We start from the raw sequence: 23,962 nt of genomic DNA on the forward strand, positions 1-23,962 counted from the left end.
ATACTCGCACGGGGGTCCGGAGGTTGCGCAAGCCCGGTCGCGCCGATGGGCCGTCATATCCGTTTTGCCCGCAGGGATCCGGTCACCCCGGATCGACAAATCGTCACCCGGCGTCCGGAATCGGCAGGGGCCTCCTCTCGATCGCCGCCGCCATCACCTCCGGGAAGTGGTCGGGCGTGCAGGCGAAGGCCGGTGCCCCGAGCGCCGCGAGGGCCGCCGCGTGCTCCCGGTCGTAGGCGGGCGTCCCCTCGTCGGAGAGGGCCAGCAGCGTCACGAACCGGACCCCGGCCGCCTGCATCGCCGCGACCCGCTTGAGCATCTCGTCGCGTATGCCTCCCTCGTACAGATCGCTGATCAGCACGACCACCGTCTCCGCGGGCCGGGTGATCCGCGACTGGCAGTACGCCAGCGCGCGGTTGATGTCCGTGCCGCCGCCGAGCCGGGTGCCGAAGAGCACGTCGACCGGGTCGTCGAGCTGTTCGGTGAGGTCGGCGACCGCCGTGTCGAAGACGACGAGCCGGGTGTCCAGCGAGCGCATGGACGCCAGCACCGCGCCGAACACGGACGCGTACACGACGGACGCCGCCATCGACCCGGACTGGTCGACGCAGAGGACGACTTCCTTCCTCACCGAACGGGACGCCCGCCCGTAGCCGACGAGCCGCTCCGGCACCACCGTGCGGTGCTCCGGCAGGTAGTGCTTGAGGTTGGCCGCGATCGTGCGGTTCCAGTCGATGTCCTGGTGGCGGGGGCGGCCGGTGCGGGCGCTGCGGTCCAGCGCGCCGGTCAGGGCGGCCCGGGTGCGGGTGGCGAGTCGCTTCTCCAGGTCCTCGACGACCTTGCGGACGACGGCACGCGCCGTCTCCTTCGTCGTTTCCGGCATCGCCTTGTTCAGCGACAGCAGGGTGCCGACGAGGTGCACGTCGGCCTCCACCGCTTCGAGCATCTCCGGCTCCAGCAGGAGGGTGGCGAGCCCGAGCCGGTCGATCGCGTCCCGCTGCATGACCTGAACGACGGACGAGGGGAAGTAGGTCCGGATGTCCCCCAGCCAGCGGGCCACGGCCGGTGCGGACGCCCCGAGCCCCGCCGCACGGTCCCGCCCCGCCCGCGGGGTGTCCCCCTTTCCGTAGAGCGCGGTGAGCGCACCGTCCATCGCGGCGTCCCGCCCGGAGAGCGCGTGGCCGGTGCCCTCGGCCGGGTCGCCGCCGAGCACGAGTCGCCACCGGCGCAGCCGCTCCCGTGCCGCCTCGGCGTCCACCGGGTGTCCCGTCATGTGCCCGCTCCCAGCAGCTCGTTGCCGTCCCGCGCCGGGCCCCCGCCCAGCAGCAGCCGGACCACCGGCAGTACCGCGTCGGCCCGCTCGGTGTCGAGGCCGGTCGCGAAGCCCGGTATGCCAGGACCGGCCGTCGTCACGCTCCCCCGGGCCTGCGGTCCGCGCCGGACCAGCTCGCCGAGGCCGCGGCGGACTCCCGGCTCGAAACCGGAGAAGGTGCGGCGCAGCAGGGGCAGTACGTCCGTGAAGGCGTCCGCCGGTACGCCGGTCAGCCAGGCGTCGACCAGGGCCAGCAGCCGGTCGTCGTGCAGGAGGAGCATGCCGCCGCCCGAGCCGCCGCCGACGAAGCCCTCGATCCAGGCCGCGGCGTCCGCGGGTGGTGTCCCCGGGGACAGCACCAGGCCCATGAGCCGCGCCGCCTCGCCGGGTGCCAGCTCGCCGTCGTCCAGCAGGAGCCGCACGGCGCGCCCGCGGACGACGCCGGGCGCCGTGTGCCGCGCGGTGAGGGTCCGCAGCACGTCCCGCCAGCGGGCCCCCAGGCCGCCGCGGCCGGGCGCGGGGGCGTCGCCGAGCAGGCCCACCGCCGTGTGCACGGCGTCCAGGTGCCGGCGCATCTCCTCCGCGGCGTCGGCGTCCAGTGCGACGCAGGCCGCGGGCAGACCGACGAAGACGCGCTCGGCGAGTCCCGCGGCGACCTCGGCCAGGGCGCCGGTGTCGGTGCCGCGCACATCGCCGTAGCGCAACGAGCGGACGAGGGCGGGCAGGGCCTGGGCGAGGTGGCCGACGTCCGTGTCCAGCGCGGCCCGGTCGGCGAGTATCCGCATCACCGGCGCGAGCGCGTCCGGCAGCCCGGCCAGCAGACAGCGCTCGGCGAGCGCGGTGACCTGGGCGAGGTCCTGCGCGGTGACGGCGTCCGCCTCGGCCCTGGCGGTCGCCGCGGACAGCACGGTCGTGCCCCACACCCCGGCCTCGGCGACCCGCACCGACAGCTCCGGCTCCCACCGCAGCCGCCAGCTCTCCCGGAACGTGCCCGTACTGCGCGAGGCGACCGGCTCGCCCCAGCCGACGCCCAGCAGCCGCAGCCGGTGCAGCAGTCTGCTGCGCCCGGCGTCGGTCTCCTTGCGCAGGTCCAGCTCCAGCTCCCGCCGCGCCGGTTCGGGCTTGAGCCGCAGCCGCCGCTGGATCCGGGTCAGGTCCCGCTGCAACGGCACCGCGGGCGCCCCCGCCGGCACCTCGCCCAGCACGTCCCCGACCACCAGACGGTCGTGCACCAGCGCCAGCGGCACGTCCGAGCCCTCGCACATCACCGCCCGCACGGCGTCCGTCGTCTCGCTCAGCCCGGGCAGCGGGCGTCCACGGATCACCGCGAGCGTCTCGGCCAGCCGCGCCGCCTCGATGACGTGGGCCGGGGAGACGGTCCGGTCCTCCTCCCGCAGCAGTCCGGCCACCTTGGCCAGCCATCGCTCCACGGGCCGGTCGACCGCCGTGAACAGATGCCCGTACCAGCCCGGTGACTCGATGCCCGCCCCGTAGCCACCGGCCCGGGACAGTCTGCGGTGGGTCCAGGGCACCCAGGTCATCTCCACCTTGGTCCTGGGCAGCCCCTTCACCAGGGCCCGGTCGGCGGTGACGGCGGCCCTGCGCCGCAGCGCGGGCACGTGCCACGCCCCGCAGACCACGGCCACGCCCTGGGGGAACTCCCGCAGCGCCGCCCGCATCTGGAGCCGCATGTGGGCCTCCCGCACGAGGTCCCGCCCCTCCTCCTCGTTCTCCTCGGTCTCGCGCAGCGCCGTCATGGCCTCCTCCAACGCCGTGAACGGTGCGAACGGGTCCCCCTCTCCCGGGCCCCGGTGTTCGATCACGTCCTCCCACCAGCGCTCGGGGTCGTCATGGCCGGCGGCCGCGGCCAGGGCGGCGAGCGGATCACCCCGGACGTCGGGGGACGCGGCGCCGGCGCGGTCACCCGGCCCCAGGCCGTCGGGGCGGCCGTCGGGGTGGCCGTCCGCCGCCCGCCACGCCAGGGTGTGGGCGGCCGGGAGGTCGATGAAGCGGGCCGGGACGTCGTGCTCCAGGGCCCAGCGGACGGCCACCCACTCCGGGGAGAACTCGGCCAGCGGCCAGAACGCCGAGCGGCCCGGCTCGTCCACGGCGTGGGCGAGGAGCGCGACCGGCGGCCGCATGTCCTCGTCGGCGGCGAGCGGGATCAGCGCGTCGGCCTCCGGCGGCCCTTCGACCAGCACGACCCCCGGCCGCGCCGCGTCCAGCGCGGCCCGCACCGCACGGGCCGACCCCGGCCCGTGGTGACGCACGCCGAGCAGGAGCGGCGGCCCGCCACCGGACTCCCCGGCGCCGCCCGGCCCGCCGCTCCCGGCCCGGTCAGTGCCCGCGTCCGTCACACCGTCCCCCTCGCCTGCGGGTCCAGCTCGAATCCCCGTCGTCATGCGTCATACCGGTCACCGCTCCCCTCGTGCCGCCCGGCCTGGTCCGCGTCCCCGCGCTTCCCTTCACGCGGTCACCTCCCGGCAGGCGCGGTAGAAGTCCTGCCAGCCGTCCCGCTCGCGCACCACCGTCTCCAGGTACTCCTGCCAGACGACGCGGTCGCTGCCCGGGTCGCGGACGACGGCGCCGAGCACGCCCGCGGCGACGTCGCTCGGCCGCAGCACCCCGTCGCCGAAGTGGGCGGACAGCGCGAGGCCGCCGGTGACGACGGAGATGGCCTCGGCCGTGGACAGCGTGCCGCTGGGCGACTTGACCTTCGTACGACCGTCGCTCGTCAGCCCGTCCCGCAGCTCGCGGAAGACGGTGACGACCCGTCGGATCTCGGCGGTGCCGTCGGGCGCCGACGGCAGGTCGAGGGATCGGCCGATCTGGTCGACGCGGCGCGTGACGATGTCGACCTCGGCCTCGGCGCTGGCCGGCAGCGGCAGCACGACCGTGTTGAAGCGGCGGCGCAGGGCGCTGGACAGGTCGTTGACCCCGCGGTCGCGGTCGTTGGCGGTGGCGATCAGGTTGAAGCCGCGCACCGCCTGCACCTCCTGGCCCAGTTCCGGTATGGGCAGGGTCTTCTCCGACAGGATCGTGATGAGGGAGTCCTGTACGTCGGCCGGGATGCGGGTCAGCTCCTCGACGCGGACGGTCATGCCCTCCGTCATCGCCCGCATGACCGGGCTGGGCACCAGGGCGTCCCGGCTGGGGCCCTGGGCGAGGAGCTGCGCGTAGTTCCAGCCGTAGCGGATCGCTTCCTCGGGAGTGCCGGCCGTCCCCTGCACGAGCAGGGTCGAGTCGCCGCTGACGGCCGCGGCGAGGTGCTCGGACACCCATGTCTTCGCGGTGCCCGGCACCCCGAGCAGGAGCAGCGCGCGGTCGGTGGCGAGCGTGGTGACGGCGACCTCGACGATGCGGCGCGGGCCCACGTACTTCGGGCTGATCACCGTGCCGTCGGGCAGGGTGCCGCCGAGCAGGTAGGTGGCGACCGCCCACGGCGACAGCTTCCAGCGGGCCGGACGCGGACGGTCGTCCCGTGCGGCCAGCGCGGCCAGTTCGGCCGCGAACGCGTGCTCGGCGTGCGGCCGCAGCACCTGGTGCGGCCCTTCTGCCTCGGACGTCCGTTCCACCCGTGCGGGCATGGCTGATTCCCCCTCCAGCTAGGCCGGTCCGATCTGCCATCCACCGTGCACCACGCCACTGACAATCGCTCTGACCTGCGGAAATTCCTTCGCTCAGGTCGTTGTCAGTGGCGGGATCTACCTTCGATGGCGGGACTCGGCACGGGCTGCGCCGGGGCGGTGAGTCGTGACGAGGGGACGGTGTGAGGGCTGTGCGAGAGCTGGACGGCGAGGGCCGGCGCGAGCGCGCGGCGGAGGGGGCCGCGGGCCCGTCCGCTCCCGCGCCCACGTCCGCCGACCCCGAGGCGGCACGTCGCCGGGCGGAGCGGCGGGCCGAGCGGATCACCGCGGGCGCGACGGAGTTGGAGCAGCGGCTCGCGGACCTGCTGCGCGCCGGCCTGGCCGGAGCCGAGCAGACGGGAGACGGGCTGTGGGAGGAGACGGCGGCCCGCATGGTCGACGCCCAGGCACCGGGACTGGCCTCGCGCGTGCGGGAGTTGGGCGCCATCCCCGCGTCGGGCCCCGGCTGGCCGGTGCGGCTGCTGGAGGAGTGCGCCCTGCTCCATCTCCTGGACCGTGGCTGGCTGCACCGGGAGCGGCTGCCGGACGGCCTGGCCGCGACGGTCCGTTCACGGGTGGGCCTGCCCGCCTCCGCGGACGGCCCGCCGGTGCGGGACCGCTGGCTGGTCCTCGCCCAGTACGACACCGCGGACGCCCGGCTGACGACCCGTCGCATCTGGTTGTACGGCGCGGAGACGGACCGCACGGTGCTGCTCCTCTCCTACGGCGCCGCGGGACGGGCCCCGGAGCCGGCCCTGCCGGTGGGGCTGGCCCTGGAGGCGGAGGTGTCCGCGTATCCGGACACCGGCCGGCAACGCGTGGCCCTCGGCCGGAGGTTCGCCCCGCCCGAGCCCACGCGGGCCCGCCCCAGGGGCGTGACGACATCGCGGGCGGCCGTCCGGTACGGGGAGGCCCTCCGCGACGACCCGTGGCTGGACTCGGTGCCGGTGACGCTGGACCGGGTCGTCCCCGTACCGGACGGCGACGGTTGGCAACTGGCGGACGCCGACGGGGACACGGCACTGCCGCTCGCCCGGACCACCGGCAGCCAACCGGGCCTGTGGCGGCTGGTCGCGCTGTCGGGCGGGGCGCCCGTCACGGTCTTCGGGGAGTGCGGTCACCGCGGCTTCACGCCGCTGACGGCCTGGCCGCCCGGCCCTGGCACGGCGGTGCCGCTGTGCTGACCCGTCCCAGGGAATTCCAACCGGAGGGGAACGACATGACCAGGACGCCCGCCCCCACGGACCTGTCCGCGCCGACGCGGACCACCGCGCCGCGCCCGCCCGTTGCCCCCACGGTCTCCGCACCGGCCGACGCGACCGCGGTCCCCGCAGCGCCCCGGACCGGCGCGGGGCTCCGGACCGGCGCGGGGCTCCGGACCGGCGCGGGGCCCCGGGCCGACGCGGGGCCCCGGGCCGACGCGGGGCCCCGGGCCGACGCGGGGCCCCGGGCCGACGCGGGGCCCCGGGCCGACGCCGGGCTCCGGGCCGACGCCGGGCGCGAAACTGGCGCCGGGCCCGAAGCCGGCGCGGAGGCCGACACCGCCCTCCGGGGAGCGGTCGGCACCGCGCCAGGCCCCGGCCCCGTCTCGGCTCCGCCCCTGCCCGTCACACGTGCGGCATCCGCCGCCCCGGAGGCCGCCGCTCCGGCCCCTGCGGCCCTGCCGCCGACGGCCTCCCCGCCATTGGCTGTCTCCGTGCCCACGGCAGGCTCCGTGCCCACGGCAGGGACCGGGCCGCGGTCGGCTCGCGAGGCGTGGACCGGCGCCCGGTCGGCGACGCGCGGCCAACCGGTCGCCACCCCCGCGTCCGCGTCCGCGTCCGCGTCCGACCCAGCGTCTCCGCCGGACTCGGCGCCCGCTGCCGCTCCCGGGCCGGGTGTCTGGGAGCGGCTGGTCACCTCGGCCCTGCTGGGTACGGACCGGCGTACGCCACCGGGCGGCGAGCGCGGGCCGGGGGCCGCGGCCGCGTTGCTGGACGCGGCGGCGGAGGAGACGGTGCGCCGCCGCGCAGGTCTGCGACCGGCCCGCGCGGCCCGGCGTCCCGACCCCGCACCCGAGGACCCCCGCCCGCCCCTGCCGGACGCGGCCGCCCGTCGGCTCACGATGCTGCTCACCGACCGGCCCGGCACGGCGGGCGGCGGCCGCAGGGGCAGCGCGCCCGACCTGATGGAGCTGCTGCCCCAGTGGCTGGCGACGGCGAACGCCCGCGGCTTCGCGGCGCCGCCCCAGGCGCTTCCGGCGCTGCTGGACGCGGCGCGCGGGCGCACGGACCTGCGGCCGGCGGCGCTGGTCTTCGCGGGGCCGCGGGCCAGGTGGCTCGCCCGGTTGAATCCGGACTGGCGGTTCGCCCTGCGCGCGACGCCCGGCGGAGGCACCGCACCACCGGGCCCCGACGCCGCGGAGCGGACGCGGAAGCTCTGGGACGAGGGCCTGTTCGCCGAACGGGTCGCTCTCCTGGCGGCCCTGCGCGACCGCGACCCGGTCGGCGCACGCGAGCTGCTGGCATCGACCTGGGCGACGGAACGGGCCGAGGACCGGCTGATGTTCCTCGACTCACTGCGGACGGGACTGGAGGCGGCCGACGAGCCGTTCCTGGAACAGGCGCTGGCCGACCGCAGCCGCAACGTACGGGCCACGGCGGCGGAGCTGCTGTCGGCGCTGCCGCACTCGGCGCTGGCCGCGCGGATGGCGGCGCGCGCCGCGACGTGCGTGTCCCTCGACCGCACCCTCACCCCGCCGGCGATCGCCGTCGAGGCACCGCACGAATGCGACGCGGGCATGGAGCGGGACGGGATGGTGGCCCAGCCGCCCGCCGGGCGGGGGGAACGGTCGTGGTGGTTCGGCCAGTTGGTGGAGGCGGCCCCGCTGGCCACCTGGCCGGCCCGGCTCGCGGGTCTTACGGCCGAGGAGATCGTTGCCCTGCCGGTGGCGGACGGCTGGCAGAGCGAGCTGCACGCCGCGTGGAGCCGGGCGGCGGTACGGCAGCGCGACGGCGTGTGGGCGAGGGCGCTGCTGGGTGCGCCCACGTCGCCCGAGGCCGGTGGTCCGGGCGCGGTGTCCCTGGCCGAGCGGGCCAAGTTGCTCGGCACGCTGGACACCGGCGAACGCGCCGAGTGGGTCGCCGGGTTCATCGCGACGCACGGGCTGTCCGAGGCGTTCCAGCTGCTCGGCATGTGCGGGGTGCCGTGGGCCACGCCGCTCGGCCGGGCGGTGGTCGACGCGCTCAACATCGCCCGGGACGCCGGGAGCTACCCGTGGAGCTTCAGCGGTGTCATGGGCCTGGCCGAACGCTGCCTCGACCCCGCGGAGGCGAGCCGTCTCGACGGCCTGCTGGCGATACCCGACGAGCCGGAGGACGCGTCGCCGGGGGCCGGGGGGTACTGGGCGGAGGCGTTCCAGCGGCTCGTCACGACGTTGCGCCTGCGGGCGGTGATGGCCGAGGAGCTCGGGGCCGGGCGGTGAGGCACCGCCGCCCCCCGCTCCGCCGCGCACGCCGCGCTCCCAGGCACCTGACCGCGGGCTCCACCGGCAGTCGGCCCCGCACCGACGGAGCAGGCGGAGGAGGGGCCGGACCCGCAGGTCGCGGTGGACGAGGTCTGACGGACGGGTCCCGGCGGGAAGCCCTAGGGCCTGTCCGGCGGATCAGGTCGCAGGTGAGGCGCGGTACCTCATCGATGCTGGTGAGCGGGGTCTGGTGCGTGCAGCTGCAAGGCGGAGGAGGGCGGCAACGCGGAGCGTTGCCAACCGACGACAACGCCGCAGATGGGCGTGCCAGACCCCGCGTCTGCGGCATGATCCGCCGGACAGGCCCTAGGCCCCCGCGGGCTCCCGTACGTTCGCCCGGACCCAGTCCACGATGGACGCCGTGGTCGCGCCGGGCGTGAAGATCTCCGCGACGCCCTTCTCCTTCAGCGGGGCGATGTCCGCCTCGGGGATGATCCCGCCGCCGAAGACCAGGATGTCCGCGGCGTCCCGCTCCCTGAGCAGCTCGATCACGGCGGCGAAGAGCGTGTTGTGCGCACCGGAGAGGATGGACAGCCCGATCGCGTCGGCGTCCTCCTGGATCGCGGTGTCGACGATCTGCTCGGGCGTCTGGTGGAGCCCGGTGTAGATGACCTCCATACCGGCGTCACGCAGGGCTCGCGCGATCACCTTGGCCCCGCGATCGTGGCCGTCGAGCCCCGGCTTGGCCACCACCACGCGGATCGGACCGGCTGCCACACCCATCACTGCCTCCATGAAGCGACTACATCCATCCGTACGACAAGTACCGCACACTTCACGTCCGCGCGGCGCGGATCCCCGCACCACAGTGCCCGGGGGAAGTGAACGAACGTTATCGCCAGCATCCCGCAACCGGCAGTTTCGCGGTGGATACAGAGGGGGAAATCACACGGTGGGACACGTTCGCCGCGCACCGCTCCAGGGCGCGGCGACCACACGCGCACGGAGAGCCGCAGCGAGGGCAGCACAGGGTCGGCAGTGACCGGCGCCGACCCCGTCGCCGTTTCACCGACACCACAGGCCTCACATGGCCCACAGGGCTCTGATACGGCATGCCAGCACATGGGTAGGCATAAACCTCGTAAACAGCACCAAACCCTGGTGTCACGGCGCTCCACGAGGGCACACGGCGGACAGAGGCGTCCCTGCGCGTGCCGACAGGAGGACGGCCCATGAAGGTCACCACGGCAGCACTGCCCCTTCTCCCGCTCTTCCAGCGTCTCCTGCCCGGACTCCCGGGCCTCCCCGGACTTCCAGGGCTCCCCGCGGTCCCGGGGCTGCCGGACCTGGCGGGCCTCCCGGGCCGGCTGACCGGACTCTCGCTGACCCTCCTGAAGGCGAGCGCCCTGGAGGCCGCGATCCTCGCCGGGCACCTCCTCCTCTACCCCTCGGGGATCATCCAGGAGCGGCGCCCGGTCCAGGCCCTCCGGCCGACGGACGCCAAGGAACCGCAGCCCGCCCCGCCGCCCCCCAGGCTCCCGGCCCCGGCCAGTCCCCCGGTCGTGCTGCTGCACGGTTTCATCGACAACCGCTCGGTCTTCCTGCTGCTGCGCCGCAGCCTGGCCCAGCACGGCAGGCACGAGATCGAGTCGCTGAACTACTCCCCCCTGACCTGCGACATCCGCACCGCGGCCGAGCTGCTCGGCCGGCACATCGAGGAGATCTGCGAGCGGACGGGCAGCGAGCGGGTCGACGTCGTCGGACACAGCCTCGGCGGGCTGATCGCGCGCTACTACGTGCAGCGCCTGGGCGGGGACCTCCGCGTCCGCACTCTGGTGACGCTCGGCACCCCGCACGCCGGTACCAAAGTGGTACCGCTGGCGAACGCGCACCCGATCGTGCGCCAGATGCGGCCCGGATCAGCGGTGATCGAGGAGCTGGCCCGGCCGGTGCCCGGCTGCCGCACGCGGTTCGTCAGCTTCTGGAGCGACCTGGACCGCGTGATGGACCCGCTGGAGACGGCCTGTCTCGACCACCCCGACCTGAGCGTGCAGAACGTGCGGGTGAGCGGCATCGGCCATCTCGCGCTGCCCGTGCACCCCACCGTGGCCACGGGGATACGGCAGGCACTCGACACCGCCGGGCCGGAACCGGGCGTGGATGCGGACGCGGAATCAGGAGCGGAAACGGGCAAGCACTCCGGCGGGCTCACCGTCGCCTGAGACCGAGGCAACCCGTTCGGACTCGAACAATTTTCGAACACAAAGCCAAACTCGTGCCCGCCGACCGCCAAATCACGGCCGATTGCCCGTTTCCTTCGCTCGCGAAACCTGACGAAGATTGTCGTGCCCGTATACCGCCGGGTACAGTCGCCGCACTGCTCTGGCAGCCCCTGTTGTCGAGGCGAAAGAGAAGTTGGTGAACGACCGTCACCCGTCGGGGACAAGTACCACCCCGGCTCCGGCTTCCGACCCCGCTTCGGCGCAGTACGCGTCGTACGGCGCCGGGCAGGCCCAGTACGGCGACCTCACCACGTTCGGCGGCTACACCTCCACCGGTTTTTCCACCGGCATCGCCGACACCTCGGCCTTCGACGCGGACCCGCTCTTCGGCAGCATGCCGGGCCACTACACCGGCACCCCTGAGGCGACGGGTTCGTACGACGCCACCCAGTGGTCCACCGGCGAGCAGGCCCCGCACTACGACGCGTACGCCGCCCAGCATCACGCCGCCTACGACACCGGCGCCTACGACACGACGACGTGGGCGGCCGGATACCAGCAGCTCGGCTCCGTACCGTCACAAGGCACCGGCACCGGCACCGTCACCGGCACCGACGCCACCGGGCAGTGGGACACCGGCGCCTGGAGCCACCCGGACCAGTCCGGCACCCCGGCCGACGCGACCCAGCAGTGGGACTGGGGCACGCAGACCTTCGAAACCACCGCCTCCGACACCGGGGCCTTCGAAACCGGCGCCTACGAGACCAGCGCCTTCGCGACCGGCACCTTCTACACCGGCGCCTTCGCGGGCGGCCCCGTGGACACCGGTGCCTACGACGCCACGCAGTGGAACGCCGACCCCGCGGCCACCGGCACGGTCGAGGATCCGGACCGACCGGCCGAGCATCCCGCACCGGACGACGACTCGCCGGACCCGGTGCCCGTCGCCGAGAGCGGCGAAAGCTCCCCGTACGACGGCGAGTTGGCGGCCACCGGCGAACTCCCCACCGTGACCGCCCTGCTGGACGACCAGGAAGAGGTCGCCCCGGCCGCTCGGATCCCGGCCGCCCGCACCGGCTCGCGCGCCGGAGCGCGTTCCCGTCGCCGCCAGCCCGCCAAGCGCTCCGCGCTGCTGACCATCGCCGTGCCGTCGGCCTGCGTGATGAGCGTCGCCGGTATCGCGGCCGCATCCGTCGGCAGCCTGACCGGCGACGAGGGTGCGGACGCCGCGGCGTCCGCACCGGACCCGGGCAACGCGAAGGCCGCACCGGTGAAACCGTCCGCCGCCAACAACAAGCTGGACACGCAGCTCACCAGCCTGGCCGCCGGAGCCGACGACTTCGCCGACCGGGCCAGCCGGACGCAGGAGCGCATCGACCTCAAGGCCGAGCAGGCCGCCGAGAAGAAGCGGGCGGCTCAGGAGGCGGCCCGCAAGGAGCGGCTGCGCCCCAAGTTCGCGCTCCCGGTGTCACAGCACGGCCTGAGCGCCTACTACGGACAGGCCGGCATCAACTGGATGTCCGTCCACACCGGCATCGACTTCCCCGTGTCGTACGGGACCAAGGTGATGGCGGCGACCGACGGCACCGTGCGGACGCAGTACAACAGCGCCTACGGCAACATGATGATCGTGACCGCGAAGGACGGCACGGAGACGTGGTACTGCCACCTATCCAGCTACCAGGTCCCCTCCGGCACCACCGTGAAGGCGGGCGACGCCATCGCGTTCTCCGGCAACTCGGGCAACTCCACCGGCCCGCACCTGCACTTCGAGGTGCGTCCGGCGGGCGGCTCGTCGATCGACCCGCTTCCGTGGCTGCGCAGCCACGGCCTCAACCCGTCCTGACGCCGTAACGTCTCGGCAGGCCGGTCCGGGCCGGCGGACCCGGGACGACGCCCGGGCCCGTCACGCCGGCCGCACCCTCAGAGCTTCTCCACCGGCGCGTACCGCAGCAGCAGCCGCTTCGGCTTGGTGTCCCCGAAGTCGATTGTCGCCTCGGCGTTCGACCCGGTGCCCTTGACGCCGACCACCGTGCCGAGTCCGAACTGGTCGTGCGTGACGCGGTCGCCGACCGCCAGCGAGACCGTCGGCTGCTCGGCGCCGGCCGATCTGCGGGTGGCGAAGCCGGACGCGCCCGAGGCCGAGGAGCGGGACCGGGACGAGGACAGCGACGCCGCCACGCCCGAGACCGGCGCGGAGGGCGCGGGGCCGTTCGCCCCCGTCCGCTTCCAGTCCAGGTGGAGGGCCGGGATCTCCTCCAGGAACCGGGAGGGCGGGTTGTACGACGGCTGGCCCCAGGCGCTGCGCAGCGTGGAGCGGGTCAGGTACAGCCGTTCGCGGGCGCGGGTGATGCCGACGTAGGCGAGCCGCCGTTCCTCCTCCAGCTCCTTCGTCTGGCCGAGGGCGCGCATGTGCGGGAACACGCCGTCCTCCATGCCGGTGAGGAAGACGACCGGGAACTCCAGGCCCTTGGCGGTGTGCAGGGTCATCAGGGTGACGACGCCGTCGCCGTCCTCTTCGTCGGGGATCTGGTCGGAGTCGGCGACGAGGGCGACCTTCTCCAGGAAGTCGGCCAGCGTCCCGGACTCCTCGCCCTCGCCCTGCTCCTGCTCGAACTCCAGGGCCACGGCCGCGAGTTCCTGGAGGTTCTCGATGCGGGTCTCGTCCTGCGGGTCGGTGGAGGCCTGCAACTCCGCCAGGTACCCGGTGCGTTCGAGGATCGCCTCCAGCACGGTCGCCGGGCCGGCGCCGGACTCGACGATGGTGCGGAGGTCCTCCATGAGGGTGTTGAACCGCTTGACGGCGTTCGCGGAGCGCGCGGCCATGCCGTACGCCTCGTCGACGCGCCTGAGCGCCTGCGGGAAGCTGATCTTCTCGCGCTGGGCGAGGGCGTCGATCATCGCCTCCGCGCGGTCGCCGATGCCGCGCTTGGGGACGTTGAGGATGCGGCGCAGCGGCACCGAGTCCTCCGGGTTGGCCAGCACCCGCAGGTAGGCCAGGACGTCCCGGACCTCCTTGCGCTCGTAGAAGCGGACGCCGCCGACGACCTTGTAGGGCAGGCCGGTGCGGATGAAGACCTCTTCGAAGACACGGGACTGCGCGTTGGTCCGGTAGAAGACCGCGACGTCCCCGGCCTTGGCCTCGCCCGCGTCCGTGAGGCGGTCTATCTCGTCGGCGACGAACTGCGCCTCGTCGTGCTCGGTGTCGGCGACGTACCCGGTGATCTGCGCGCCGCTGCCCTGGTTGGTCCACAGGTTCTTGGGGCGGCGGGACTCGTTGCGCTCGATGACCGCGTTGGCGGCGCTGAGGATGGTCTGGGTGGAGCGGTAGTTCTGCTCCAGCAGGATCGTCGTCGCGTCCGGGTAGTCCTCCTCGAACTGGAGGATGTTGCGGATGGTGGCGCCGCGGAAGGCGTAGATCGACTGGTCGGCGTCGCCCACCACGCACAGCTCGGCGGGCGGCACCTCGGCCTCCGGCGGCACGTCGACGGGGTGCTCCGAGGGCACGCCGACCAGCTCGCGCACCAGGGCGTACTGGGCGTGGTTGGTGTCCTGGTACTCGTCGACCAGGACGTGCCGGAAGCGGCGGCGGTAGTGCTCGGCGACGTCCGGGAAGGCGCGCAGCAGATTGACCGTCGTCATGATCAGGTCGTCGAAGTCGAGGGCGTTGGCCTCGCGCAGCCGCGACTGGTACATGGCGTAGGCCTGGGCGAGGGACTTCTCGAAGCCGTCGGCGGCCTGGGCGGCGAAGTCCTCCTCGTCGATCAGCTCGTTCTTCAGGTTGCTGATCTTGGCGCTGAACGACTTCGGCGGGAAACGCTTGGGGTCGAGGTCCAGGTCGCGGCAGACCAGCGCCATGAGCCGCTTGGAGTCGGCGGCGTCGTAGATCGAGAACGACGAGGTGAAGCCGAGCTTCTTCGACTCGCGGCGCAGGATGCGGACGCACGCGCTGTGGAACGTCATCACCCACATCGCATTGGCGCGCGGGCCGACGAGCTGCTCCACGCGCTCCTTCATCTCGCCCGCGGCCTTGTTGGTGAAGGTGATCGCGAGGATCTGGCCGGGGTGGACGTGCCGCTCGGCCAGCAGGTGGGCGATGCGGTGGGTGAGGACGCGGGTCTTGCCGGAACCGGCACCGGCCACGATGAGCAGCGGGGAGCCGGAGTGGACGACGGCGGCCCGCTGGTTGTCGTTCAGCCCCTCCAGGAGCGCGGCGGCGTCCAGGGCGGGGCGCGGGGCGCCGTCCCGGTAGTGGGTGTCGCGGTCCGGAGGCACGTCGAACTTCCCGCCGAACAGATCGTGCGGGACCGGCTCCGGTCCGTGATCGTCCTCGGGCGGCGGCGGGGGTTCCTCCTCGTGACCCCGCGGGGTCTGGAGGCTCGCCAGGAAGCTGTCGTCAAAGAGGCTGCTCATCGCTCTCCGAGTCTAGGGCGCCGCACCGACAACCCGGTGCCGCCCCGGAAAATGCCCGGCGTTCCGGGTCCGGGCACGCCCCGCGACCGGCCGGAACACGAAGAGTGACGCCCGCCGTCCGCCCGGAGACGCCCCCGCGAAAGGTCACGAAAATGTATCGGGCATATCACCCACCAACCTTCACAGCCGCCACACGAGTTGGCTACGGTGCGGGGCAGGCCGCTCGACCCCCTCCGGCGAACCTCGCCGGGCCGCGCGGCCTCCGCCGAGTCCGGCCTGCCCGCACGGCAGCCGGAGCCGGGGACCCAACCGAGAACTCTGGGGTGAATCGGCGACACCGCCCTCCATGGGGGACGGACGCGCCGTAGGGCAACCCTTCCATGCCACACCGCCCGAACCCGACAGCTAACCCGGTAGGCGGAGCACTGGAAGGAGTCGCCTCCCTTGGCGTCGCACCGCAAGTCGCGCCCCGCCGGCACCCGCGTCGCGGGCATACGGACCCCGGCCCTCGCCACCGCGGCCCTCACCTCCGTCGCCCTGCTGTCCCAGACGGCGAACGCCACGCCGTCGGACGACCGGCCGACCCTCGAAGAGGTCGAGAAGAAGGTCGACGACCTCTACCGCCAGGCCGGGTCGGCGACCGAGAAGTACAACGCGGCCAAGGAGAAGACCGCCAAGCAGCGCAAGAAGGTCGACACCCTCCTCGACGACGTCGCCAAGCGCACCCAGAAGCTGAACGACGCGCGCGAGGAGCTGGGTTCCTTCGCCTCCGCCCAGTACCGCACGGGCGCCGCCGTCCCGGAGACCGCGACGCTGCTGCTCGCGGACTCGCCGCAGGACTACTTCGACCAGAACCAGCTGATGGACCGGCTCACCGGCCGCCAGAAGAGCGCCGTCGACGACTACGTCACCCAGCAGTCCGAGACGATGGAGAAGCGCCGGGAGGCCACCGAGAGCCTCGAGACGCTCACCGACTCGCAGAACGACCTCAAGACGGCCAAGTCGACCGTCCAGAAGAAGCTGGCCACCGCGCGGGAGCTGCTGTCGGAGCTGACCGCCGAGGAGAAGGCCCGGCTCGCGGCGATCGAGAAGAAGAAGCAGCAGGAGGCTGCCCGCAAGGCCGCCGAGCTGGCGAAGCAGCAGGCTGAGGAGGCGGCCGAGCGCAAGCGGCAGGAGGAGGCCGCCCAGCAGGAGAGCGGCTCCGGAACCTCGGGCGGCTCCGGCGGCACCGGTTCGTCGGATTCATCGGGCTCGACGACGCCGGACACCTCGAACGGCACCAAGGCCGAGAAGGCGATCGCCTTCGCCCGCGCCCAGATCGGCAAGCCGTACGTCTGGGGCGCCACGGGCCCCGGCTCCTACGACTGCTCGGGCCTCACCCAGGCCGCCTGGAAGGCCGCGGGCGTGACGCTGCCGCGCGTCACCTACGACCAGGTCAACGCCGGCACGACGGTCTCCGTCTCCCAGGCACAACCCGGTGACCTGGTCTTCTTCTACGACGACATCAGCCACGTCGGCCTGTACATCGGCGACGGCATGATGATCCACGCGCCGAAGCCGGGCGCGTACGTCCGCGAGGAGTCGATCTTCTACGACGGCGAGTCGTCGATCCACAGCGTGGTGCGCCCGGCCTGATCGGCGCGGTCTCTAGCATCGGGCCCATGTCATCGGCCACCCATCCCTCCGCGCTGCGCGCCTGGTGGGCGCAGCGTCCACCGGCGGCCGGGGCCGCGGTGATGGCGACCGGCATCGTGTCGGTCGCCCTGCATCTGACGGGCCGCGAGGTCCTGTCCCGGATCGCCCTGGTCCTGGCCTGTGCCGCCTGGCTGATACTGGCCGCGAACTTCGTCTACCTGCTGCTGGCCGACCGGGCGCAGTGGGTGCGGCGGGCCGGGACACCGGGTGCGCTCACCGCGGTCGCCGCGACCACGGTGCTCGGCACGCGTTTCTCGCTGCTCGGCTGGTCGCTGCTGGCCGCGGTGCTGCTGGCGCTGGCGGCCCTGCTGTGGCCGTGGCTGCTGTTCCTGGTGGTGCAGCACTGGGGGCGGCGGATGCCCGGGGCGGTGTTCCTGAGCTGCGTGGCCACCGAGGGGCTCGCCGTGCTCGGCGCCACGCTGTCCGCGGCCACCTCGACGCCCTGGCTGGCGCACGCGGCGCTGGTGCCGTTCTGGCTGGGGATCGTGCTCTACCTGATCGCGCTGTTCCGCTTCGATCTGCGGCAGGTGGCCCGGGGCTCGGGGGACCACTGGGTGGCGGGCGGCGCGCTCGCCATCTCGGCCCTCGCCGGCGCCAAGCTGCTCGCGGCGGCCGGGACCGGCATGTACCTGTGGAACGCCGACGACCAAGCCGTGCTGCACGACGTGACCGTCTTCCTGCTCACGCTCGACCTCGCCTGGTACGCCGTACTGCTGGCCGCCGAGATCGCCTGGCCCCGCCTCCGCTACGACGTGCGCCGCTGGTCGACCGTCTTCCCGCTCGGCATGACGGCGGCGGCGACGCTGTCGGTGGCCGCCGTCGTCGACGTCCCGTGGCTGGACGGGCCCGGCCGGGCGCTGCTGTGGATCGCGGTGGCCGGGTGGCTGGCGGTCGCCGCGGGCGCGGTGGTCCAGGCCCGGGCCGGGCTGCGGTCCGCGGCGGCGGAGTCCGGGGCGGCGGTCAGGTCCACAGCACCGCGATGAAGATGTTCACCAGGGTCAGCACGCCCACCAGGCCGAACAGCGGCTTGTCCACCTTCTCGTCGTCGCGCTTGACGTAGACCAGGCCGAGGATCACGATCAGCACGGCGAGCTTCACGCCGATCTTGACGTTGTCGACGGAGTAGTCCTGGGCCTGGTTGAGGCCGACCAGGACGGCGCCGGTGACCAGCATCGTCAGCGCGCCGTGCAGCATCGCGGGGGTGAACCGGGCCGCGCCCTGCCCCATCGCCTTCATCTGGGTCAGGAAGCCGCCCAGGAGCGCGGCGATGCCGATGATGTGCAGGCCGACGAAGATGTGGATGAGTACGTCCATGAGGCCGGAGCCTAGTGAGGGACCCGACGCGCCCGGACACCGGCCCGCCCCGCCGTCCCTCATAGCAGCTCCCGTCCCCCACCCGTCTCCGATCCGGCATATCGGTCATCACCCTGTGTGGAGGTGACGCCGCCCGGAGGCGTCGACGGTCACTTACGGTCGTCCGCTGATCCGGCGTCGCCACTTCCGCGCATCCCGTCACCGGACCGTTACCGGCCCGCTTAGCGTCCTGGCCCAGGCAACGGAGCGGACCGGAGCCGGTCCGGTGACCCGCGCCGTGCGGGCCCGGAGTCGAGTCGTACGGAAGGACGTGGACGCAGGTGGGAACGCACCGCAGGCCGCGACAGCGCGCGACGGGCGGCGGCCGGGCCCGTACGGCGGCCACGATCACCCTGGCGGGCGCGGCCACCGCGACGGGCCTGGGCGGCGGGACCGGGCACGCCGATCCGCAGCCGACGGCGGCGCAGGTCAGGGCCAAGGTGGACAAGCTCTACCAGGAGGCCGAGGCGGCCACCGAGAAGTACAACGGCGCGAAGGAGAAGGCGGACGCCGCCGAACAGCGCCTGGAGGAACTGCGGGACGAGGCGGCCCGCAAGGAGGACCGGCTGAACTCGGCGCGGGAGGCGCTGGGTTCGGTCGCGGCGGCGCAGTACCGCAGCGGCGGCCTGGACCCGGCGCTGCAACTGGCGCTCTCCTCCGACCCGGACCGGTATCTCGACGGCGCCGCGTTCGTCGAGCGCGCGGGCAGCCGGCAGACGGCCGCGGTGGGCCGGGTACGCAAGGAACTGCGGGAGATCGAGCGACTGCGCGGCGCCGCCCGCATCGAGGTGTCCTCGCTGAGGTCGCGGCGGGCCGAGCTGAAACGTCACCGCGAGACCGTCACCGGCAAACTGGAGGCGGCCCGCCGCCTGCTGTCCCGGCTGACCGCCGAGGAACGCGCCCGCGTCGGCGGCGGAACGGGCGATCGCGCCTCGCACGCCTCCCGCGCGTCTTCCGGTCCCCGGGACGGCCTGTCCGCCTCGGCCCAGGCACCCAACTCCCGTGCCGCGGCGGCCGTCGCCTACGCCTACCAGAAGCTCGGCAGCCCCTACGTGTGGGGCGCGACCGGGCCGAACGCCTTCGACTGCTCGGGCCTCACCCAGGCCGCCTACCGCGCTGCCGGGGTCTCCCTGCCCCGCACGACCTACGCCCAGATCGACGCCGGCCGCCGCGTCTCGCGGTCCGAACTGCTCCCGGGCGACCTGGTCTTCTTCTACTCGGGCATCAGCCACGTGGGCATCTACGTCGGCGACGGCCGGATGATCCACGCCCCGAACCCGTCGGCACCGGTGCGCGTCGCCCCGGTCGACGAGATGCCCTTCGCGGGGGCGACGCGGGTGGCGTGAGCCGCCGCCCGGTGCGGAGCCGTCAGACCAGCCGCCGCGCGGTCGCCCACCGGGTCAGCTCGTGGCGGTTGGACAGCTGGAGCTTGCGCAGGACCGCCGAGACGTGCGACTCGACCGTCTTCACCGAGATGTAGAGCTGCTTGGCGATCTCCTTGTACGCGTACCCGCGGGCGATCAGGCGCAGCACCTCGCGCTCGCGCTGGGTGAGCCGGTCGAGGTCCTCGTCGACCGGCGGCGCGTCCGTGGAGGCGAACGCGTCGAGGACGAAGCCGGCCAGGCGCGGGGAGAAGACGGCGTCGCCCTCCTGGACGCGGAAGACGGAGTCGACCAGGTCGGTGCCGGTGATGGTCTTGGTCACATAGCCCCGGGCGCCGCCGCGGATCACTCCGATCACGTCCTCCGCGGCGTCCGAGACGGACAGGGCGAGGAAGCGCACCGGCCGCTCGGTGTCGCTCATCAGGGGGGCGCAGCGGCGCAGCACCTCCACCCCGCCGCCGCCGGGAAGGTGAACGTCGAGGAGGACTACCTCCGGCCGGGTCGCGGTGATGACCGTGACGGCCTGGTCCACGTCGGCGGCCTCGCCGACGACCTCGACCCCGGTCTCGGCGGTCTGGCCGATCTCGGCCTGCACGCCGGTGCGGAACATGCGGTGGTCGTCGACGAGCACCACGCGCACGCGGCGCTCCCCCGCGCCGCCACCGGCCGGCGGTGCGGGCTCGGCCGCCTCGCCCGCTCCCGCCGTTCCGTTCGCCTCGGTCGGGTCGCTCATGACGTCTTCTCCGCCCTCTCCATTTCCAGTTCGACCTCCGTGCCGCCGTCCGGCACCGCGCGCAGCCGCGCCGTGCCGCCGTTGCGCTCCATGCGGCCGATGATCGATTCTCTGACGCCCATGCGGTCGGCGGGTATCGAGTCGAGGTCGAAGCCGGGACCGCGGTCCCGGACGGACACGAAGACCGTCCTGCCCTCGACCTCGGCGTAGACCTGTACGGCGCCGCCCTCGCCACCGTACTTGGCGGCGTTCACCATCGCTTCGCGCGCGGCCTGCATCTGTGCGCTGATCCGCTCGTCGAGGGGGCAGTCGCCGACGACGACCACCTCCAGGGGAACGCCGTGCTTGTCCTCGACCTCAGCGGCGTTGCGCTTCACGGCCTCGGCGAGGGTGGTGGGCTCGTCGTCCTCGTCCTTGCCGTTGCCCTCCGGTTTGTAGAGCCAGGTGCGCAGGTCCCGCTCCTGGGCCCGGGCCAGGCGGCGCACCTCGCCCGCGTTCTCCGCGTTGCGCTGGATCAGGGTCAGGGTGTGCAGCACCGAGTCGTGGACGTGGGCGGCGACCTCGGCGCGCTCCTGCGCGCGGATGCGCATCAGCCGCTCCTCGGAGAGGTCCTGCGTCATCCGCACCAGATAGGGGCCGGCGAGCAGCGTGATGCCGACGAGGACGGCGAGGGCCGCCTGGAGGACGGAACCGAGGTGGGCCGCGGAGCCCTGCAGGACGAAGATGCCGGTGACCCCGGCGGTCACCAGCAGGACGCCCGCCACCGAGCGCAGCAGGGTGACCGTGCGGCGGTGGCGTCCCACCTCGGCCCAGCGGGCCCGGCGCGCGTTGTCCGCCTGGCGCCAGACGAGGGCGACGCCGGCGCCGACGAGCACGGTCGGCCACAGGTAGGCCTTGGCGCCGCCGCCCAGGTCGACGTTGCCCACGAAGACCAGTGCCACGACGACCATGAGGAGCAGGGCGACCAGCTGCCCCTTGTCGGGCTTGCGGGCCACGAGTCTGCGGCGGCCGTCCGGCCCCGTCTCGGAGGTGACGAGGGACGGCGGCTTCTGCGTCTCCACTCCCCCGACGCCCAGCGGCACGAAGAACCAGAAGGCCGCGTACAGCAGGGCGCCCAGGCCGTCGGCCATGAACAGGCCGACGAAGGCGAACCGCACCCAGATGACGGGCAGCCCGAGATGCCCGGCGAGCCCCCGCGCCACCCCGCCGAGCCAGCGTCCGTCGCTGCTCCGGTAGAGCTTGCGCGGCGGCCGCGGTTCGACGACGGGTGCTGCTGCGGCTTCCGGCATGACACCGATGGTCACACGGGTGCGGGAGCCGGAGCATCAGGGTCGTTCCCCCAATCACCCCTGATCTTCGGGCCCGGGGAGGGCCGGGGTGGTCTCGAACGCTGCCCGGGCACGGAGTCAGGGCCGATATCAGGGTCCGACCAGGGTCGAACCGGCTGCCGCCACGGCGCCGCGCCCGTCACCATGGACCCATGACAGATCACGAGCACGCCGCGACGGGTCCGGGACCCGGCTCCGGCCCGCACCCCCCGCCGGGTGCCGGGCCGCAGGATGCCGCGTCCGCCGCGGATGCGGGTGCGGCCGCCCCGGGGCCTCCGGGCGCCCCGGGCGAAGCGGGTGCCGTCGGCGGTGCGGACGCCCCCGGGCCGCCGCACCGGTTCCGGCGGGACCGGCGGCACAAGGCGCTCGCCGGAGTGTGCGCCGGCCTCGGCCGGCAGTGCGACCTGGACCCGGTGATCTTCCGGATCACGCTCGCGGTGCTCTCCGCCACCGGTGGCATCGGCCTCCTCTTCTACGGCTTCGCCTGGCTCTTCGTCCCCTACGAGGACGAGGAGGAGAACGAGGTGCGCAGGCTGCTGACCGGCCGGGTCGACGGCCAGGCGCTGGCGGCCGTGCTCTTCGCCCTGGTCGGCTGCGGGGTCTTCCTCACCATGCTGCGCAACGGCGGCGTGCTGACCTTCGCCGTCGTCCTCTCCCTGCTCCTCGCGGGCGCCGGGTACTGGTCGCGGCACCGCAGGGCCCCCGAACCGGACCCGCTCTCGGCCCAGGCCGTCGCCGACGCCCCGCCGGAGGCCAAGGCGCCGCCGATCATGTACACCTGGCCCTCCTGGTGGCGCGACCCCATCGTCAAGGACGGCACCCATGACGGCGGGACGGGCTACATGTGGGGGCCGCCCGACTCCGTGGAACGCGACCTCGCGGCGGCCGCCAACATCGGCCGCGGTCTCCCGGGGCGCCGCGACCGCGTCCCCGCGGGCGACCGGCCCCCCTGGTCCCCGCCGACGCGCGGACCCCGCGGCATCGGCGGCTGGGTGTTCCTGCTCGCCCTGCTCGCCGGCTTCCTCGGCACCCGGCTGACCTGGGACGACCATCCGCTGGGCACCAGTCTGCAGACCGGCCTGGCGTGCGCGCTCGCGGTCTTCGGCCTCGGTATCGCGGTCAGTGCCTTCCTCGGGCGCACGGGAGCCGGATCGGTCTTCCTGGCGATCATCACCGCGGGCCTGCTGGCCGGGTCCGCCGCCGTCCCGGACAACGTGGGGACCGAATGGGTCCGGACCACCTGGCAGCCCGTGGTGGCGGCCGACGTGCGCGAGCAGTACGACATCGGAGCGGGCAGCGGCACCCTCGACCTGTCCCGCCTCGACCTGGCCGAGGGGCAGACGGTGACCACCCGGGCCGACGTGGGCATGGGCCGAATACGGGTCGTCGTGCCGCAGGACGTGACCGTGCGCCTCGACGTCGAGGTGGGTGTGGGCGACATCCAGCTGCCCGGCGACGACGAGAAGGACGTGGACGTGGCACCCGGCAAGCACAAGGAGATCACCCTGCCCGCTCCCAAGGGCGGCAAGGACGCCGGCATCCTCGACCTCGACCTCCAGGTCGGCGTCGGCCAGGCGGAGGTGACCCGTGCTGCGTCATAGGTTCCAGCCGGGGCGACTGGTGGCCGGCGTCTTCCTGATCCTGGCCGGCGTCGTCTACGCCGGAGACGCGGGCGGCCTCTGGGAGACACCGTGGTTCGCGGTGATCCCCCTCGTCGTGGGCGGGCTCTGCCTGGCGGGCGCGGTCGGCGTGGTGGCCCAGGCGGTGCGTCGGCGGCGGGGAGAGTCCGGTGCGGCGGCGCCGGACGAGCCTCGGCCGGACCTCCCCCGCTGACGCGCCGCCGGACCCGCCCGCCGGTGCCCGCCCGGCACCGGCCCTACCGGTAGCCGCCCGTCCGCCGGCTGCGCCTCGAGCGCAGCACGGCGTCCAGCGACAGCAGCGGGGCGCCCGCGAGGACGAGGGGGAGCCAGGCCATGAGGTAGGCCAGGTCGTTGCCGTAGTAGTAGGGGTCGGAGGCCCAGCTGACGGTCAGCCACAGGCTGAGCGAGATCAGCGCGCCGCCCAGCGCCGCCAGCCGGGTGAGCAGCCCGAGCAGGGTGCCGAGGCCGACGGCCAGCTCGCCCAGGGCGATGGCGTAGCCGAATCCGGCCGGGTTCTTCAGGGCGAGGTCGACCAGGGCGGGGACGGCGGAGGAGTCGCGGACCGTACGCATCATGTCGCCGATGGAGCCGGCGCCCGCGTCCTTCATGAAGGCGCTGTCGGTGAGCTTGTCCAGCCCGGCGTAGACGAAGGTGACGCCGAGGAAGATCCGCAGCGGAAGGAGGGCGTAGCGGCCGGCGTTGTCCCGCCAGTCTCCCCTGCCCCCGGGTGAGATGTGGACGTCCGTCCGCATACCGTGAGTCATCACTGCCAGCCGCCTCTCGCCGCGTACGCCCGGACCCCCCACAGACCAT

18 protein-coding genes and 1 riboswitch are annotated in these 23,962 nt (G+C 73.8%); of the genes, 9 read left to right on the forward strand and 9 right to left on the reverse strand.

Annotated features, from left to right (window positions below; genetic code table 11):
* Positions 1–103 precede the first annotated feature (103 nt).
* The 3 genes from K7854_RS08435 to K7854_RS08445 all read right to left on the reverse strand — a co-directional run bounded on the left by K7854_RS08435 (position 104) and on the right by K7854_RS08445 (position 4,899).
* Entirely contained in the window at positions 104–1,273 is a 1,170-nt protein-coding gene (locus K7854_RS08435; RefSeq protein ID WP_226025746.1) for a VWA domain-containing protein, read from the reverse strand.
* A complete protein-coding gene (locus K7854_RS08440) occupies positions 1,270–3,714 on the reverse strand; it encodes a DUF5682 family protein (RefSeq protein WP_372481012.1) in 2,445 nt (814 codons plus the stop codon). The genes K7854_RS08435 and K7854_RS08440 overlap by 4 nt, the downstream gene beginning before the upstream one ends.
* A gap of 63 nt (positions 3,715–3,777) precedes the next feature.
* Entirely contained in the window at positions 3,778–4,899 is a 1,122-nt protein-coding gene (locus tag K7854_RS08445; protein ID WP_226025747.1) for an ATP-binding protein, read from the reverse strand.
* A 191-nt stretch (positions 4,900–5,090) separates the two neighbouring features.
* Here K7854_RS08445 and K7854_RS08450 point away from each other — a divergent pair, with 191 nt between their 5' ends.
* Positions 5,091–6,122: an SWIM zinc finger family protein gene (locus K7854_RS08450; RefSeq protein ID WP_226025779.1), complete on the forward strand. Its 1,032-nt coding sequence runs from the start codon at positions 5,091–5,093 to the stop codon at positions 6,120–6,122.
* A gap of 530 nt (positions 6,123–6,652) precedes the next feature.
* Positions 6,653–8,401, forward strand: coding sequence for a DUF5691 domain-containing protein (locus K7854_RS08455; protein WP_372481014.1), 1,749 nt, complete (start codon positions 6,653–6,655; stop codon positions 8,399–8,401).
* A 348-nt stretch (positions 8,402–8,749) separates the two neighbouring features.
* Here the strand turns inward: K7854_RS08455 and icmB are convergent, their stop codons facing one another.
* The gene (gene icmB, locus K7854_RS08460; RefSeq protein WP_003974171.1) at positions 8,750–9,166 is read right to left on the reverse strand and encodes a coenzyme B12-dependent isobutyryl CoA mutase small subunit; all 417 of its coding nucleotides are present in this window, start codon (positions 9,164–9,166) and stop codon (positions 8,750–8,752) included.
* A gap of 449 nt (positions 9,167–9,615) precedes the next feature.
* Here icmB and K7854_RS08465 point away from each other — a divergent pair, with 449 nt between their 5' ends.
* Together K7854_RS08465 and K7854_RS08470 are read left to right on the forward strand one after the other, a co-directional pair.
* Positions 9,616–10,605, forward strand: a complete 990-nt coding sequence (locus tag K7854_RS08465; protein ID WP_226025748.1) for an esterase/lipase family protein — start codon at positions 9,616–9,618, stop codon at positions 10,603–10,605.
* 196 nt (positions 10,606–10,801) lie between these two features.
* Positions 10,802–12,451, forward strand: coding sequence for a M23 family metallopeptidase (locus K7854_RS08470; RefSeq protein WP_226025749.1), 1,650 nt, complete (start codon positions 10,802–10,804; stop codon positions 12,449–12,451).
* Positions 12,452–12,528: 77 nt separating this feature from the next.
* Here the strand turns inward: K7854_RS08470 and pcrA are convergent, their stop codons facing one another.
* Positions 12,529–15,018 (reverse strand): DNA helicase PcrA, encoded by a 2,490-nt coding sequence (pcrA, locus tag K7854_RS08475; RefSeq protein ID WP_226025750.1) that lies wholly within the window; start codon positions 15,016–15,018, stop codon positions 12,529–12,531.
* 253 nt (positions 15,019–15,271) lie between these two features.
* Positions 15,272–15,455, forward strand: a riboswitch (cyclic di-AMP (ydaO/yuaA leader).
* Between the two features lie 7 nt (positions 15,456–15,462).
* Between pcrA and K7854_RS08480 the strand changes: the two genes are divergently transcribed.
* Both K7854_RS08480 and K7854_RS08485 read left to right on the forward strand, forming a co-directional pair.
* Positions 15,463–16,653 carry a C40 family peptidase gene (locus tag K7854_RS08480; protein ID WP_226025751.1) on the forward strand — a complete coding sequence of 397 codons (1,191 nt, stop codon included), beginning with the start codon at positions 15,463–15,465 and terminating at the stop codon, positions 16,651–16,653.
* 26 nt (positions 16,654–16,679) lie between these two features.
* Complete coding sequence (locus tag K7854_RS08485; protein WP_226025752.1) at positions 16,680–17,696, forward strand: tellurite resistance/C4-dicarboxylate transporter family protein; 1,017 nt, start codon at positions 16,680–16,682, stop codon at positions 17,694–17,696.
* On the opposite strand, the gene K7854_RS08490 is transcribed toward K7854_RS08485, so the two are convergent.
* On the reverse strand, positions 17,674–18,027 hold the full coding sequence (locus K7854_RS08490; protein ID WP_226025753.1) for a hypothetical protein: 354 nt from the start codon (positions 18,025–18,027) through the stop codon (positions 17,674–17,676). The genes K7854_RS08485 and K7854_RS08490 overlap by 23 nt on opposite strands.
* A 320-nt stretch (positions 18,028–18,347) precedes the next feature.
* Here K7854_RS08490 and K7854_RS08495 point away from each other — a divergent pair, with 320 nt between their 5' ends.
* Positions 18,348–19,412, forward strand: coding sequence for a C40 family peptidase (locus K7854_RS08495; protein WP_226025754.1), 1,065 nt, complete (start codon positions 18,348–18,350; stop codon positions 19,410–19,412).
* 22 nt (positions 19,413–19,434) lie between these two features.
* Here K7854_RS08495 and K7854_RS08500 read toward each other — a convergent pair whose 3' ends face one another.
* Together K7854_RS08500 and K7854_RS08505 are read right to left on the reverse strand one after the other, a co-directional pair.
* Entirely contained in the window at positions 19,435–20,181 is a 747-nt protein-coding gene (locus tag K7854_RS08500) for a LuxR C-terminal-related transcriptional regulator (RefSeq protein WP_226025755.1), read from the reverse strand.
* Positions 20,178–21,470 (reverse strand): ATP-binding protein, encoded by a 1,293-nt coding sequence (locus K7854_RS08505; RefSeq protein WP_226025756.1) that lies wholly within the window; start codon positions 21,468–21,470, stop codon positions 20,178–20,180. Before K7854_RS08505 ends, K7854_RS08500 begins: the two co-directional genes overlap by 4 nt.
* A gap of 191 nt (positions 21,471–21,661) precedes the next feature.
* Here K7854_RS08505 and K7854_RS08510 point away from each other — a divergent pair, with 191 nt between their 5' ends.
* Positions 21,662–23,110, forward strand: a complete 1,449-nt coding sequence (locus K7854_RS08510; RefSeq protein WP_226025757.1) for a PspC domain-containing protein — start codon at positions 21,662–21,664, stop codon at positions 23,108–23,110.
* Positions 23,097–23,342, forward strand: coding sequence for a hypothetical protein (locus K7854_RS08515; RefSeq protein WP_226025758.1), 246 nt, complete (start codon positions 23,097–23,099; stop codon positions 23,340–23,342). Before K7854_RS08510 ends, K7854_RS08515 begins: the two co-directional genes overlap by 14 nt.
* 43 nt (positions 23,343–23,385) lie before the next feature.
* On the opposite strand, the gene K7854_RS08520 is transcribed toward K7854_RS08515, so the two are convergent.
* Entirely contained in the window at positions 23,386–23,913 is a 528-nt protein-coding gene (locus tag K7854_RS08520; protein WP_226025759.1) for a DoxX family membrane protein, read from the reverse strand.
* Between the last annotated feature and the right edge of the window lie 49 nt (positions 23,914–23,962).

Source organism: Streptomyces hyderabadensis, from assembly GCF_020404845.1.
Classification (GTDB): domain Bacteria; phylum Actinomycetota; class Actinomycetes; order Streptomycetales; family Streptomycetaceae; genus Streptomyces; species Streptomyces hyderabadensis.